Source organism: Xanthomonas cannabis pv. cannabis, assembly GCF_000802365.1.
GTDB classification, from domain to species: Bacteria; Pseudomonadota; Gammaproteobacteria; order Xanthomonadales; family Xanthomonadaceae; genus Xanthomonas; species Xanthomonas cannabis.
Window position 1 is genome coordinate 1 of record NZ_JSZE01000101.1, and the last position, 14,380, is coordinate 14,380.

General features: G+C 67.7%; 12 protein-coding genes and 4 pseudogenes. 5 read left to right on the forward strand and 11 right to left on the reverse strand.

From position 1 onward, the window contains the following. A partial coding sequence (locus OZ10_RS15835) for a pyridoxal-phosphate dependent enzyme (protein ID WP_039565818.1) occupies positions 1-414 on the reverse strand: 414 nt, incomplete at its 3' end. 158 nt (positions 415-572) lie between these two features. Between OZ10_RS15835 and OZ10_RS15840 the strand changes: the two genes are divergently transcribed. The 4 genes from OZ10_RS15840 (at position 573) to OZ10_RS15850 (ending at position 4,883) form a co-directional block, all read left to right on the forward strand. After that, the gene (locus tag OZ10_RS15840) at positions 573-1,034 is read left to right on the forward strand and encodes a hypothetical protein (RefSeq protein WP_039408705.1); all 462 of its coding nucleotides are present in this window, start codon (positions 573-575) and stop codon (positions 1,032-1,034) included. Between the two features lie 576 nt (positions 1,035-1,610). Then, on the forward strand, positions 1,611-3,515 hold the full coding sequence (gene mnmG / locus OZ10_RS15845) for a tRNA uridine-5-carboxymethylaminomethyl(34) synthesis enzyme MnmG (protein WP_039565808.1): 1,905 nt from the start codon (positions 1,611-1,613) through the stop codon (positions 3,513-3,515). A gap of 237 nt (positions 3,516-3,752) precedes the next feature. Continuing rightward, on the forward strand, positions 3,753-3,983 hold the full coding sequence (locus tag OZ10_RS22300) for a hypothetical protein (RefSeq protein ID WP_139051344.1): 231 nt from the start codon (positions 3,753-3,755) through the stop codon (positions 3,981-3,983). A 189-nt stretch (positions 3,984-4,172) separates the two neighbouring features. Beyond that, positions 4,173-4,883, forward strand: coding sequence for a DUF2490 domain-containing protein (locus OZ10_RS15850; protein WP_039565809.1), 711 nt, complete (start codon positions 4,173-4,175; stop codon positions 4,881-4,883). 80 nt (positions 4,884-4,963) lie between these two features. Here OZ10_RS15850 and OZ10_RS15855 read toward each other — a convergent pair whose 3' ends face one another. Both OZ10_RS15855 and OZ10_RS15860 read right to left on the reverse strand, forming a co-directional pair. Beyond that, positions 4,964-5,911 (reverse strand): alpha/beta hydrolase, encoded by a 948-nt coding sequence (locus OZ10_RS15855; RefSeq protein ID WP_039408716.1) that lies wholly within the window; start codon positions 5,909-5,911, stop codon positions 4,964-4,966. 496 nt (positions 5,912-6,407) lie between these two features. Next, positions 6,408-7,265 (reverse strand): PA4780 family RIO1-like protein kinase, encoded by an 858-nt coding sequence (locus OZ10_RS15860; RefSeq protein WP_039565811.1) that lies wholly within the window; start codon positions 7,263-7,265, stop codon positions 6,408-6,410. Positions 7,266-7,412: 147 nt separating this feature from the next. Here OZ10_RS15860 and OZ10_RS15865 point away from each other — a divergent pair, with 147 nt between their 5' ends. Then, positions 7,413-8,273 carry an IclR family transcriptional regulator domain-containing protein gene (locus tag OZ10_RS15865; protein ID WP_039565813.1) on the forward strand — a complete coding sequence of 287 codons (861 nt, stop codon included), beginning with the start codon at positions 7,413-7,415 and terminating at the stop codon, positions 8,271-8,273. A gap of 101 nt (positions 8,274-8,374) precedes the next feature. Here OZ10_RS15865 and OZ10_RS15870 read toward each other — a convergent pair. From OZ10_RS15870 to OZ10_RS15905, 8 genes and pseudogenes are all read right to left on the reverse strand, one after another. Then, positions 8,375-8,656 (reverse strand): annotated as a pseudogene (locus OZ10_RS15870) (alpha/beta hydrolase); the annotation flags it as partial. Between the two features lie 47 nt (positions 8,657-8,703). Continuing rightward, positions 8,704-9,090: a 4-carboxymuconolactone decarboxylase gene (gene pcaC, locus OZ10_RS15875; protein ID WP_039408723.1), complete on the reverse strand. Its 387-nt coding sequence runs from the start codon at positions 9,088-9,090 to the stop codon at positions 8,704-8,706. A 23-nt stretch (positions 9,091-9,113) separates the two neighbouring features. Beyond that, entirely contained in the window at positions 9,114-9,896 is a 783-nt protein-coding gene (gene pcaD, locus OZ10_RS15880) for a 3-oxoadipate enol-lactonase (protein ID WP_039565815.1), read from the reverse strand. Between the two features lie 10 nt (positions 9,897-9,906). Then, positions 9,907-11,259: a 3-carboxy-cis,cis-muconate cycloisomerase gene (locus tag OZ10_RS15885; protein ID WP_039408728.1), complete on the reverse strand. Its 1,353-nt coding sequence runs from the start codon at positions 11,257-11,259 to the stop codon at positions 9,907-9,909. A 288-nt stretch (positions 11,260-11,547) separates the two neighbouring features. Continuing rightward, on the reverse strand, positions 11,548-12,111 hold the full coding sequence (gene pcaG, locus OZ10_RS15890; RefSeq protein WP_039408730.1) for a protocatechuate 3,4-dioxygenase subunit alpha: 564 nt from the start codon (positions 12,109-12,111) through the stop codon (positions 11,548-11,550). Between the two features lie 4 nt (positions 12,112-12,115). Continuing rightward, positions 12,116-12,847 (reverse strand): annotated as a pseudogene (gene pcaH, locus OZ10_RS15895) (protocatechuate 3,4-dioxygenase subunit beta). Positions 12,848-12,930: 83 nt separating this feature from the next. Further along, a pseudogene (gene pcaF, locus OZ10_RS15900) lies at positions 12,931-14,139 on the reverse strand (3-oxoadipyl-CoA thiolase). After that, positions 14,136-14,380: pseudogene (locus OZ10_RS15905) on the reverse strand (CoA-transferase subunit beta); the annotation flags it as partial. The pseudogenes pcaF and OZ10_RS15905, both read right to left, overlap by 4 nt.

The following is a 14,380-nucleotide window of genomic DNA, read 5'->3' on the forward strand; positions in this document are numbered from 1 at the left end:
CTGGGCACACAGCTGCTCGCGCGCGGCGATGGTCGGCGCACAGCGCCACAGCGTGGCGCCATGCCGGGAAATATTGGCCAATTTGGCGGCCACCGCGCCCTCGGGCACCACCACATGGCAGCCGATGCCGCGGGTACGCGCCGCCAAGGCCAGCGCCGCGCCGTGGTTGCCGGACGAATGGGTCACCACGCCGCGCGGGGCCAGCGCGTCCGGCAACGACCACACCGCGTTGCAGGCCCCACGAAACTTGAAGGCGCCGCCACGCTGCAGATGCTCGGCCTTGAAGAACAGCTGCGCGCCACAGAGCGCATCCAGGCTGTGCGAGGTCAGCAACGGTGTCGGCGCGCAGTGCGGGGCAATGCGCGCGGCGGCCTGCAGGACATCGGAATGGGCAAGAGGAACCGTGTCGATCATGCCTGCAAGATTAACGTATCGCCCTGCCCTTCACGGCTCGCACGCACACTGCCCGCGCATGCTGGATCGATGACAAAGCGCCACATTGCGGCACAGTTAAGGACCGATTCAATGCATCGGCTCGAAAGTGCCATCATGGTTGCAGGAGGGCACCATCCATGAAATTCCGTCTGATCTTCGCCGCCGGGCTCCTGGCCCTGGGCGGCTGTGCGACCTACGACTACACCGGAGGCGGGTCAGGCGGCTACTACCGTGGCGCGCCCGCCGTGCAGTATCGCTATCCGCCGGGATATTCGCCCTACTACGGCGGCCCATATGGCGTGCCGTATGGCGCGGGCGGTATCGGGCTGTACGACTACCCGGTCTACCCGGTCTATCGTGGCGGCGGGTATTACTACCGCCCCAATGATCGTCGCCCGCAGTACCGTCCGCCGCGTCCCAATGGCTCGTTCAACAACGGTCCCCGTCCTAACGGGCCGCGCCCGCAGCGACCCAATCGCCCGCCGGCAACCGGCGCTCCGCCGTCACGGCCCCCGGCCCGCATTGGCGCACCGCCGCGCGTGATCCGCGAAATCCAGCGGCAGACCGCGCCACGCAACACGCGCGAGCAGATTCCGTGACAAGCTGACTGCGACAGGCCCCACAAATGGCAACATTGGGGGCTTGCGTTCAGCCGGCACTTGGTCGCAAGCTAGGTGCTCTGTGTGACCCGCCACGTCATCTTCTGACCCGGCCCGGCCCACTGACCGACTTATGTCGATGTCCGGCAGGGAAATCTGGATCCCCCCTGTTCCGGCCCTGTCGGATATCGGCGCCTCCAATGCATAAAGCCCCGGCATGCCGGGGCTTTATGTTTTTGGGACTGGCTTGGCGGCGAAATGACGCTGCAGGCCTGGATCCTCTGTCAGCAGCACCCTGACGCAGAAAAAAATAAGGGTCGGCAGTCCCCCGACTACCGACCCTTACGCTACCCCGTCGCACGCGCGGCTGGCCCCTGTTCCAATACCAGCCTTTGCGCCCATGTCGCAATGCCGCGACGGGTGCAGTAGGGATATCCGCACGAAACATGCCAACTTGAGGGTCAATGTCCGACAATGTGACTTACGTCACATTTTTACCCGGCAAGTGACCTTGCTCGCCCTTCAGCCGATACTTTCGCAGCCGCCAACTTCCTTCTGCTCCTGGTCTCCACGCCCATGTCCGACTCTTTCTATCGCTACGACGTCATCGTGATCGGCGGCGGCCATGCCGGCACCGAGGCCGCGCTGGCCTCCGCGCGTACCGGTGCGCGCACCTTGCTGCTGACCCACAACATCGAAACCGTGGGCGCGATGAGCTGTAACCCGGCCATCGGCGGGATCGGCAAGGGCCATCTGGTCAAGGAGATCGATGCACTGGGCGGGGCCATGGCGCACGCGGCCGATCTGGCCGGCATCCAGTGGCGCACGCTCAATGCCTCCAAGGGGCCGGCGGTGCGGGCCACCCGCTGCCAGGCCGACCGCAACCTGTATCGCAACGCGATCCGCCGCATGGTCGAAGCGCAGCCCAACCTAACCGTGTTCCAGGCGGCGGTAGATGATCTGATCATCCACAACGGCGCGACCGAAGCCGACAGCGTGCGCGGGGTCATCACCCAGACCGGGCTGCGCTTCGAGGCGCCGTCGGTGGTGCTGACCGCCGGCACGTTCTTGGCCGGCAAGATCCATGTCGGCGAAACCCAATACGCGGCCGGGCGCATGGGCGACCCGCCGGCGACCACCCTGGCCGCACGGCTGCGCGAGCGCCCATTCGGGATCGACCGCCTCAAGACCGGGACCCCGCCGCGTATTGACGGGCGCACGCTCGATTACGGTGTGATGACCGAACAACCCGGCGACGACCCGCTACCGGTGATGTCGTTCATGGGCCAGCTCAGCGACCATCCGCGTCAGGTCAGCTGCTGGATCACCCAGACCACCGAGCAAACGCACGAGATCATTCGCAACGCACTGCATCGCTCGCCGCTGTATTCGGGGCAGATCGAAGGCATCGGCCCGCGCTACTGCCCGTCGATCGAAGACAAGGTGGTGCGCTTCGCCGAGAAGACCAGCCACCAGATCTTCGTCGAGCCCGAAGGCCTGGAGGTGACCGAGATCTATCCCAACGGCATCTCCACCTCGCTGCCATTCGATGTGCAGTTGGCGCTGGTGCGCTCGATCCACGGTTTTGCGAACGCGCACATCACCCGCCCCGGCTACGCCATCGAGTACGACTTCTTCGACCCGCGCGGGCTCAAGGCCTCGCTGGAAACCAAGGCGGTGGGCGGGCTGTTCTTCGCCGGGCAGATCAACGGCACCACCGGCTACGAAGAGGCGGCCGCGCAAGGCCTGCTGGCCGGGCTCAATGCCGCGCGCTACGTGCATGGCCTGCCGGCGTGGTCGCCGCGCCGCGACGAGGCTTACCTGGGTGTGCTGGTGGACGATCTGATCACCCACGGCACCACCGAGCCGTATCGCATGTTCACCAGCCGCGCCGAATACCGGCTGCAGCTGCGCGAAGACAATGCCGATGCGCGCCTGACCGGCGTCGGCCGCAGCATGGGGCTGGTCGATGACGCGCGGTGGGCGCGCTTTTCGGCCAAGCAGGACGCCGTGCAGCGCGAGAGCGCGCGGCTGTCCGCGCTGTGGGCCACTCCGGGCAATGCCCTGGGGCGCGAGGTGACGCAGACGCTGGGTGTGTCGCTGAGCCGCGAAACCAATGTGCTGGATCTGATCAAGCGCCCGGAACTCAACTACGCCAGCCTGATGCGCGTGCCTGCACTGGGGCCGGGCGTGAACGATGCGCAGGTCGCCGAACAGGTGGAAATCAGCGTCAAGTACGCCGGCTACCTGGACCGCCAGCGCGACGACATCGCGCGCCAGCAACGCCAGGAGAACACGCCCATTCCGGAAGGTTTCGACTATGCCGGCGTGCGCGGGCTGTCGATCGAAGTGCAGCAGAAACTCGAGCGCGTGCGCCCGCAACACATTGGCCAGGCGCAACGCATCCCGGGCATGACGCCGGCGGCCATTTCGCTGCTGCTGGTGCATCTGGAGCGTGCGCGGCGCAGCCAGGTGGCGTGATCGGCCCGGGCGATCGCGGTGACAGTGGCAGCGATTGCTGGAGTTTCCGGGCAAAACGTGCGGGGTGCAGAACGGCAGTGAAGATCCGCCACGAGCGGAGGGCGTGATGCCTGGGGGACGGATAGTGGGCAGGCCCACTGCGTGACCTGTGCGGCCGGCAAGCAAATGCTGCGTCTGCCGTGCTTGTTCCGCACCTGATGGGTGTGGAGCCGGCTGCCGGGTGTCGCACCCGCGCGCATGCGCATCACCCAGTCCGCGGCAGCCATCCGCGCAGCAATCACCCACGCCTCGGCATGCCTGAGCAACGGGCTTCCGCATCATCGTGCGGTCGCCGCGGTGACGTTGGTGGGACGCCTGACGCGTCACATCGCCGCGCGATTGGTTTTATCTACTGCAATGTGTTGCACGACCGCCGTCATCTACGGATTGGCGGCCGTCATGCAGCATCGAACACGGATCGAGGCATGAAACGGCCCTTGTCTCCGTGCGCCGACGACAGTCCACAGACCGGCATACCGGTGTCACAGCTGGCAATGCGATGGACTATCCCGAATAACGAAGAAGCAAGCGAAACGCGGGGATATCAGCCGACCAGACGGTCCATGGAAACAGAAAAGATATTGCTATGATTTGCCAACGACGACACATTTTAACTAAATGAACGCATTTGGCACGTTAATCACCGCAACGTTTCGCATCGCCTGTCCTGTGCTGCTGGTGATGGTGGCCACGGTTAGTTCGGCCCACGCCAATACGGAAGAAGACGGCCGGTATTGGCTGAGTATCTATGCGCAGGGCAAGTTACCGGTTGAAAACCTGTACTGGAGCATGGATGTCCATCCGCGCTGGCGCGAGGAAGGCGAGCAGTTCGACCAGTTGATCCTGCGCCCGGCCGTGTTTTATCGGCTCAATCCCAAGGCCAGCGTCTGGATGGGGTACGACACCATCATCAGCCACCCGGCAGGCCAGCCGTCCAATCGCGAAAATCGTTGGTGGGGGCAATTTCAATACCAGTTCGACCCGATTGCCGACATCACCATTACCAGCCGCACCCGTCTGGAACAGCGCCATCGCGAAGACTTCAGCGATGAGGGCTACCGCGTGCGGCAGATGATCCGCGCCACGCGCCCGAGCGACTTCAGTCCGCAGCTATCCTGGGTGCTGTTCAACGAGTTGTTCGTCAACCTCGATCAGACGCAATGGGGTGCGCGGCGCGGCATCGACCAGAACCGTGTATTCGTTGGCATCAACTGGAAATTCAACGCCATCGCCAACGTGGACGTGGGCTATCTGAACCAGTTCGTCAACACATCGGCGGTGGACCGCGAGAACCACGTGCTGATGACGACCTTCCGTTTCAACTTCTGACGCGTCGCGGCCGATGCAGCAACGCTTACCGACGCACGCGCTGCGCATGCTGGCAAGCGCAGGTGTCTCATCAGCCGCGCTTACTCCGGCAACAGCTGTTTGCGCAGCGTCTGGGCACAGAGCTCCACAGTGGTCTCGGCCGCCTGGATGACGCCACCCATGGTGATGAAGCCGTGGATCATGCCGGGGAAGCGATGGACCGTGACCTCCACGCCGGCCGCACGCAGGCGGTCGGCATAGCGCGCGCCCTCGTCATGCAGGATGTCCAGCTCGGCCAGCACGATCAGCGCCGGTGCAACGCCTGCCACCTCAGGTGCCAGCAATGGCGAAATCTGCCAGTCGTGCATGACTGCCGGATCCTTGAAGAGGTGCTGGTTGAAGAATCGCACCGCCTCGCGAGTCAATGGCGGAATGTCGGCATTGGTCGCGCGTGAGGCATGCTCTGCGCTGCCCTCGCGCGCATCGGTCAGCGGGTAGAGCAGCAACTGGCAGCGCAGGGCAATGCCGGCATCGCGTGCGACCAGTGCCACGACGGCGGCCATGGCGCCGCCTATGCTGTCGCCGGCCACCGCCAGCCGCCGCACATCCGCACCCACCTGCTGCGGATGCGCCGCCAACCAGTGCAAGGTGGCGATGACATCTTCCACGCCCGCCGGAGCCGGGTGTTCCGGGGCGAGGCGGTAATCCACCGCCAGCACCTGGCAACCGGCACGCGCCGCCAACTGCCGGCATACATCGTCGTGCGACTCCAGATCGCCCACCACCCCGCCACCGCCGTGCACGAACAGACAGGTCGGCGCCGGATCGTCGCTCAGGCCGGGCGGCCGGTACAGGCGCAGCGGCACGTCGCCGGCGGCAGTGGCGGCGCGCAGATCGCGTACCTGCATCGGCAGCACCGGAAAGCCGAGCTGCGCGCTCATGCCGCGCATCATGGCGCGCGCCTCCGGCAACGGCAGCGCCTCCATCGGCGGCGCGCCGCTCTGCTGCAACTGTGCAAACAGGCGGACGACATCTGGATCGAAGGACATGGCGACTCCATCACGCGCGGACGAGATGCGGAGCTTGCCAGATTGTTATGAATCATCACCATTCATTTGCATAACCAAGCATGCGAAACAGTCCGGGCGCCCGCCAACGCCACTGTTTCCGCGGTTCTTCACCGCGGCCTGGCCGCTCGCATGACGGTGTTTGCTGCATCGCATCGCGCCCCTGGGCGATGCACGCGACGTCTGCGAATCCGGGGCCGGACAGAATCTGTTCGGCATGGCGGCCATGCGCCCAACACCGATGCGTTGCTGGCACTGGTACAGCGGCAGTGACGGCAACGGTGCGCTGCGGGTGAGGTCTGCAGCGGTGCGCCAAACGCCCGCGTCGGCGGTACCTGCAGATCCACCGGAGTGGCCCAGCACGCCGCGGTGCGGGTGCGACGCGTACAGACAGCTGCAGTTGGGCACCACCCTGCCCGATCCGGCAAGGCCGCCTACCGCCCAAGATGCAGGATGCTCAGACGCCTGAGCAGTGTGCTCAGTCGTCTTCGGCAGCGGCTTCGCGGCCTTGCTGGCGGATCAGGTTTTCCTGGCGTGCGTCTTCGATCGAGGCGCGGATGGCGCGCACGTCGGCGCGCCTGGTGTCGAACTTGAAGCGGCCGGTGAGCACGCTGTCCGGGCGCAACTCGCCCTTCTCAAACAGCGCCCACATCTCTTCGCCGTAGTGGGTGTCCAGCAACTCCGGCGCAAAGCGGCCCAGGCAATCGCGCAGGTTGTGCACGTCGCGCAGCAGCATGTCGCGCGCGGCGTTGTTGCCCGCGGCGCTGACCACCTGCGGGAAATCGATCACCACCGGGCCGTCGGGCGAGACCAGCACGTTGTATTCGGACAGATCGCCATGCACCAGGCCCAGCGACAGCATCTTGACCACATCGCCGATCAGGCTGGCATGGAAGGCGCGCGCCTGTTCCGGCTCCAGCTCCACTTCGCCCAGGCGTGGTGCGCTGTGGCCGGCGTCGTCGGTGACCAGGTCCATCAGCAGCACGCCGTGGAAGTAACCGCGCGGCTTGGGCACGTGCACGCCGGCATCCACCAGCTGGTAGAGCGCATCGGCTTCGGTGTTCTTCCAGGCGGTCTCGGCTTCCTTGCGGCCGAACTTGGTGGCCTTGCCCATCGCGCGTGCCTGACGGCTGCCGCGCACCTTGCGGCCCTCCTGGTATTGCACGCGTGCCTGAAAGCTGCGCTGGGCCATGTCCTTGTAGACCTTGGCGCACAGGATGTCGTCGCCGGCGCTGACCACGTAGACGGATGCTTCCTTGCCGCTCTTCAGTGGCCGCAACACTTCGTCGATGACACCGTCGTCGATCAGCGGCTGCAGGCCCGTGGGGGTTTTCATGGACGAAGGGGACCGATCCGAAACAAGTCAGCACCGATTATGCGGCAAGCAGGGTGAAGCGCTTACATGCCGGCGCGCACACTGCGACCGAGGGCATGCATTGGCGCAAGCGCTTACCATGCACCAGACCTGTCACTACGCGATCCAATGCCCGAGCCTGCCACCAGCCGCCGCAAACGCCCCGCCGCCGTGGCCGCGGCCGGTAGCGAGCGCGGTCTGCCGCACGAGTTGATGCAGCAGATCGCCGCTGCCCAGGGCGACCCGGACTTCATGACCTCGCTAGGGCGCGGGCTGGTGGTGCTGAGCGTGTTCGCCCAGCACGCGCGCGAAGTGACCATGTCGCAGATCAGCCTGGAGACCGGCATCTCGCGCGCGGCGGTGCGGCGTGTGCTGCACACGCTGGCCAGGCTGGGCTATGTCGGCGAGCAGGGCCGTGGCTACGTCCTGTTGCCGCGCGTGCTGGGGATCGGCGGTGCGTATGCGGCCTCGTCGTCGATGACCGCCGCAGCACAGCCGGTGCTGGACGCACTGCGCGATCAGTTGCACGAATCCTGCTCGCTGGGCGTGCTGGATGGCGACGATCTGCTGTACGTGGCACGCGCGGAAACGGTGCGCATCATGTCGATCGGGCTGCGCCCGGGCACCCGGTTGCCGGCGTATTGCACCTCGATGGGGCGGGTGCTGCTGGCGGCCCTGCCCGGCGACACTTTGCAGGCCTATCTGGAGCGCACCACGCTGCGCCCGCGCACCGATCGCACGGTGACCCAGGCCTCGGCCCTGCTCGAGGTGCTGGCGCGCGCGCGCCGCGAAGGCATGTGCCTGACCGACCAGGAGCTGGAGATCGGTCTGCGTTCGATCGCGGTGCCGGTGCGCAATCTGCGCGGCGAGGTGATCGCCGCGCTCAACATCGGCGCCCAGGCCGGGCGCGTCAGCCTGCAGACCATGCAGACGCAATGGCGGGACCCGCTGAAACAGGCCGCGCAGCGGTTGGGTGCGTTGCTGAGGTGAAGACAGCCGGTGGTGTGCCGGCGCAGGCGCTGCAAGCCGGTGACGTTGCACATGGCCGGTGCGCACGCAGGACCGCTGCCCCGCACGCACGCCACGCAGGCTCACCGCGGCCGGCGCAGGAAGCCCACCACCGCATCCACCCAGGCCGCGTGGCTGTCTTCGACATGCGCCACGTGATCGGCATGCGGCAAGGTGACCCAGCTGCGATCTGCGCTGCGCAGGCGCGCGTAGAGATGCGCATTGTCGGCCTGCGTGGCGATGGGGTCGTCGACGCCACGCAGCAACAACACCGGCAAGCTGCTCACCTGCTCGGGCCGGAACGCGAACTGCTCCATGGCCCGCCAATCGGTACGGACCGGGTCGGCGGCCAGCGCTTGCGCGCACTGACATCGGCAGGCAGCGCGGGGTGTGCGCAAGGCGATGCCGCACCTCAGCGCTCGGCAGCCTGTTCCTGCAGGATGGGCGTTGCCAGCGCAAAGGCGTGGTTGGCCGCCGGCACGCCGCAGTAGATGGCCGCCTGCAGCAGCACTTCCTTGATCTGCTCGGGCGTGACGCCATTGTTGCGCGCCGCACGCACGTGCAGCTTGAATTCTTCGTCGTGGCCCAGTGCGACCATCATCGACAGGGTAATCAGCGAGCGGGTATGCGCAGGCAGGCCGTCGCGGGTCCAGATGGTGCCCCAGGCGTAGCGGGTGATCAGGTCCTGGAACTCGCTGGTCAGCTCGGTGCGTGCGGCCAGCGAGCGGTCGACATGGGCATCGCCCAGGACGCGTCGGCGTTCGCGCAAGCCGGCCTGGTAACGCTCGTCTTCGTGCATGAAGGGCCTCGTTGGGGGAAGGATCAATCGGCCTGGAGAAAGCCCAACACCGCGTCATTGAACGCAGCCGGCGATTCCAGGTTGCAGATGTGTCGCCCGGGCACTTGGGCGTAATGACCATCGGGCGCGGCGTAGGCGATCTCGCGCAGATTCGGCGGCGGGCAAACCGGGTCGTCGTCGCCGGCCAGGGCCAGCAGCGGCAGGGTGAGCCCATCCAGCGCGCCGCGGAAATCCGCCTCGGCCACCGCCTGGCAACAGGCGATGTAGCCTGCCGGCGAGGTGGACACGAATGCGGCGGCGATCATGTCCAAACGCTGCGCATGGCTGAGGGCGAAACCCGGCGTGAACCAGCGCTGCAAGGTGGCATCGATCAGCATCGGCAGGCCCTCGCTGCGCACCTGCTCGATGCGGGTTTCCCAGGTGGCGGTGCTGCCGATCTTCTGCGCGGTGGCGCAGAGCACCAGCCGCCGCAGCCGCTGCGCCGCGTGCAGGCCCAGCCACTGCCCGGTGAGGCCACCGATGGACAGGCCGCAGAAGTCGCTGCGCTCGATCCCCAGCGCGTCCCACAGCGCCAGCACGTCCTGGCCCAGGTCGGCCACGCTGTACGGGCCGGCGGGCGTGTCCGAATACCCGTGGCCGCGGCGGTCGTAGCGCAGGATGCGGTAGTGCGGGGCGAAGGCGTCGATCTGCACGTCCCACATGTGCAGGTCGGTGCCGAGCGAATTGCAGAAGGTGAGCCAGGGGCGTCCTTCGGTACCGTCCAGGCGGTAGTGCAGGCGATGGGTGGGCAACTGGAGATAAGCCATCGGAGCACCGTCAGCGGGAAGAAGAACCGGCCAGCACACGATCGATCCAGACCGAGGACATGCCGCGCCAGCTGTCGCTATCGAACACCGCCTGCAGTTGCGCGTGCGTGAGCACCGCGCTCACCTGTGCGTCCTCGCCCAGCACCTCGCGCAGATGCCGCTGCTGCGCCTGCGCGCGCGCCACCGCCTGCTCGACCAGCGCGTGGGCCTGCGGCTTGCCCAGCTGCGGGGCCAGCGCGAACACCGCCGCCTCGGCGTAGAGCACGCCGCCATGGCTGTCCAGATGCGCCCGCATGCGCGCGCGGTCCAGCTCCAGGTCGCGCAGGCAGGCCTGCATCTGCGCCAGGCTGCCGGCGGTGAGGCAGACGATCTGCGGCACGGTGTCCCATTCGGCATGCCATTGCCCGGCCGCGCGCTCGTGCGGCTGCGCCATCGCGCTGAACAAGGTGGCCACCAGCCCGGGCACGCGCGTGGCGGCGGCCACCGCTGCCACGCTGGAGACCGGGTTGCGCTTGTGCGGCATTGCCGACGAGCCACCCTTGCCGGCAGCAGACGGCTCGAAGGCTTCGCCGACTTCCGACTGCATCAGCAGCACCACATCGCCACCGATCTTGCCCAGCGTGCCGGCCAGCAGGGCGAACGCGCAGCCGACCTCGACGATGCGGTCGCGCGCGGTGTGCCATGGCAAGGCCGGCAGTGGCAGCGCCAGCGTGGCGGCCAGCGCCTGGGCCACGTCCAGCCCGCGCTGCTGCAGCGAGGCCAGGGTGCCGGCGGCGCCGCCGAACTGCAGCACCAGCGCATCGTCCTGCAACGCCTGCAGGCGTTGCTGCGCGCGCTGCAGCGCATCCAGCCAGCCGGCCACCTTGAGCCCGAAGGTCACCGGCACCGCCTGCTGCAACAAGGTGCGCCCGGGCAGGCCGGTGTCGCGCTCGCGGGCAGCCAGTGCAGCCAGGTCGCCACACAGGCCCTGCAGGCGCGGCAGCAGCAGATCGAGTGCGGCGCGCAGTTGCAACACCATGCCGGTATCGATGACGTCCTGGCTGGTGGCGCCCCAGTGCACCCAGCGCGCGGCGGCGGCATCCTGCGTGGCGACGCGCGCGGTCAACGCCTTGACCAATGGGATGGCGGGGTTGCCCGCCAGCGCGGTGGCCTGCGCCAGGGCGGCGATGTCGTAGTGCTGCACATCGCAGGCGGCTGCGATGGACGCGGCCGCGTCGGCAGGAATCACACCGCACTGCGCCTGCGCGCGCGCAAGTGCGGACTCGAAGTGGAGCATGGCCTGCACGCGCGCCGCATCATTGAACAAGGCATCGCACGCCGGCTCGCCAAACAAGGATCCCAACAGCAACGACGTCGCGCTCATGCATTGCCTCTCTTGGCGTGACGGCAGCATGGCACCGAAGCAGGGGGGTGCCAACTAGACGTTAGGGCAATGCGAGCCGCGCCGCCGCCGGTAGCGACACCGGTGATGCAGCGCGCCGCTGTGTTGATGCGCGCGCCGCCGCGCGCTTCTGCGCGTGCTGGCGAAGGCGGTGCACGCAAGCGACGACGTGCATGCCGTTCACGCAGGCACCGTGCTGGGCAGGCGCCACCCGGCGAACCGCCGGCATCCCGCCATCGCACCGACGACATCGCGCAGGCAGCGGGCGCGTCAGTAACGGAAGAACACGGTTTCCGCATCGCCCTGCATGTGGATGTCCCAGGCGTAGGCACCGCCGCCGCGCGGCTGGGCCAGCAGGCTGGCACGCCGTTGCGCCGGCACCAGGGCCAGGATGGGATCAGTGCCCAGCTGCGGGTCGTCGGCGAAGTACAACCGTGTCGAGGCGCCACGCAGCAAGCCGCGCATGAACACCAGCACGGTCAGGTGCGCGGCCTGCTGGCGGCCATCCGGCCCGGCCACGGCGCCCGGCTTGATGGTGGTGAATGCAAAACGCCCCCGCGCATCGGTGGGCACGCGACCCCAGCCGTCGAAGCCGGGGGCGTGCGCCGCATGACGGGCATCGGCGGCATGCGCGTAGATGCCGGCGGCATCGGCTTGCCACAGCTCCAGCACCGCGTCGGCGACTGGAACGCCGGCGCCATCGAAGACGCCGCCGCTGATCTGCACGGGCGTGCCGGCGACGTGCGCGGGTGCGATCTGGTCGCGATACAGCGGCTCCAGCCCGAGCCGGTAGTAAGGGCCCACGGTTTGCGACGGGGTGGCGTGCAGGCTCATCGGCTTACTCCCAGACCGTTTGTTTGCGACCGCGCAGCACGATGTCGAAACGGTAGGCCAGCGCGTATTCGCTGATGGCGTTTTCCCAGTCGAAACGGGACACCATGCGCTCGCGTGCCTGCGCATCGTCGACGCAGTTGTAGATGGGGTCGTGCGCCAGCAGCGGGTCGCCGGGAAAATACATCTGGGTGATCAGGCGCTGCCCGATGCCGTCGCCATGCAACGAAAAATGGATGTGCGCCGGCCGCTAGGCGTTGTAGTGGTTACGCCACGGATACGCGCCCGGCTTGATGGTCTTGAATGCATAGCGGCCGTGATCGTCGGTCAGCACCTGGCCGGTGCCGCGGAAGTTGGGGTCCAGCGGCGCGTCGTGGCGATCGCCTTCGTGCTGGTAGCGGCCGGCGGCATTGCATTGCCAGACTTCCACCACGCTGTTGCGTACCGGCTTGCCGTTTTCGCCCAGGACCCGGCCGGACACGATGATGCGCTCGCCCAGCGGCTGGCCATCGAATCCCGCGGTGAGATCGGCGGCATGCTCTCCCAGGGTAAGGCGGTCCATGCGCGGGCCGGTGACTTCCGACAGCGTGGCCGGAATCTCGATCGCTGCCTGCAGCGGGCCACGCAGGGCCGTGGAGGCATAGGCCGGATGCAGGTAGGCCGGCTGGGTGCCCGGACGGGTGCGGCGGTAGCCGAGCAGCGGATCGGCGGGTGACGTCTCAAGGGTGGCATCGCGCATCGTGAGATCTCCGTCGGCCGTGGTGCGGCGCGTTCAAGCGGTGTGGGTGTGCGGTGGTGGCGCGGTCGGTTGCCATCGATGGCCTAGAGACGCTCGATGGCCAGGGCAACGCCCTGCCCCACCCCGATGCACATGCTGGCCAAGCCGAGCCGCCCGTTGCTGGCCTCCAGCTGCCGCAGCAGGGTAAGCGCCAGCCGCGCACCGCTCATGCCGAGCGGATGGCCCAGGGCGATGGCGCCGCCATTGGCGTTGACCCGGGCCGCATCGTCGTCCAGCCCGAATGCCCGCGTGCAGGCCAGTGCCTGCGCAGCGAAGGCTTCGTTGAACTCGATCGCATCGAAGTGGTCGATCTGCAGGTTCAGGCGGGCGAGCAGGCGCTGGGTGGCCGGCACCGGGCCGATGCCCATGTACGCCGGTTCCACGCCTGCCGACGCAAAGCCCAGCACGCGGGCGCGCGGCGTCAGCCGATGGGTCTGCACGGCCTGTGCGGAGGCCAGCAGCAAGGCGGCCGCACCATCGTTGATGCCCGAGGCATTGCCGGCGGTCACGCTGCCGGGCTGGCGGAACACCGGCTTGAGCTTGGCCAGCATCTCGGCGGTGGTGTTCGGCCGCGGCGCTTCGTCGTATTCGACGGTGCTGGCCTCGCCGCCCTTGCGCGCAGCCACCGGCACCGAGGTGAGTTCGCCATCGAAAAAACCGGCCGCCTGCGCCGCTGCCACGCGTTGCTGGCTGCGCAGGGCGAACGCGTCCTGGTCTTCGCGCGAGATGGCATGGCGCTGCGCGACGTTTTCGGCGGTTTCGCCCATCAACTCGGTGCCGTAGGCGGCCTGCAGGCGCGGATTGATGAAGCGCCAGCCCATGGTGGTGTCTTCCAGTTGCTGGCTGCGGGCGAAGGCGCTCTCGGCCTTGCCCATGACCCACGGCGCACGCGACATCGATTCCACACCGCCGGCAATGGCCAGGCCCAGCTCCTGCGCGCGGATGCCGCGTGCCGCGGTGCCGACCGCCTCCAGCCCCGAGCCGCACAGCCGATTGAGGGTGCAGCCCGGTACCGCACTCGGCAGCCCCGCCAGCAACAGGCTCATGCGCGCGACATTGCGGTTGTCTTCGCCGGCCTAGTTGGCGCAGCCCAGGTAGACGTCGTCGATGGCGGCCGGGTCCAGCTGCGGCTGGCGCGCCAGCAACGCGGCGATCGGCACCGCGCCCAGGTCGTCGGCACGCACGCTGGACAGCGCACCGCCGTAGCGGCCGATCGGCGTGCGGATGCCATCGATCAGATAGACCTCGCTCATGCGTCGGCTCCGGCCGATTGGGTGCCATGCGCGGCGTCGGTGCGTGCCTGCAGCGCGCGCAATGCCTGCAGTTCGTCCGCGCTGGGCGGGCTGGTCTGCACCAGATCGGCGGCAAAGCGGATCGGCCAGCCGGTGGCGGCGCTGACCTGCTCGGGCGCGATGCCCGGATGCAACGAGGTGACGGTGAGTTCGCGGGTCACCGGATCGGGCTCCATCACGCACAGGTCGGTGACGACCACGG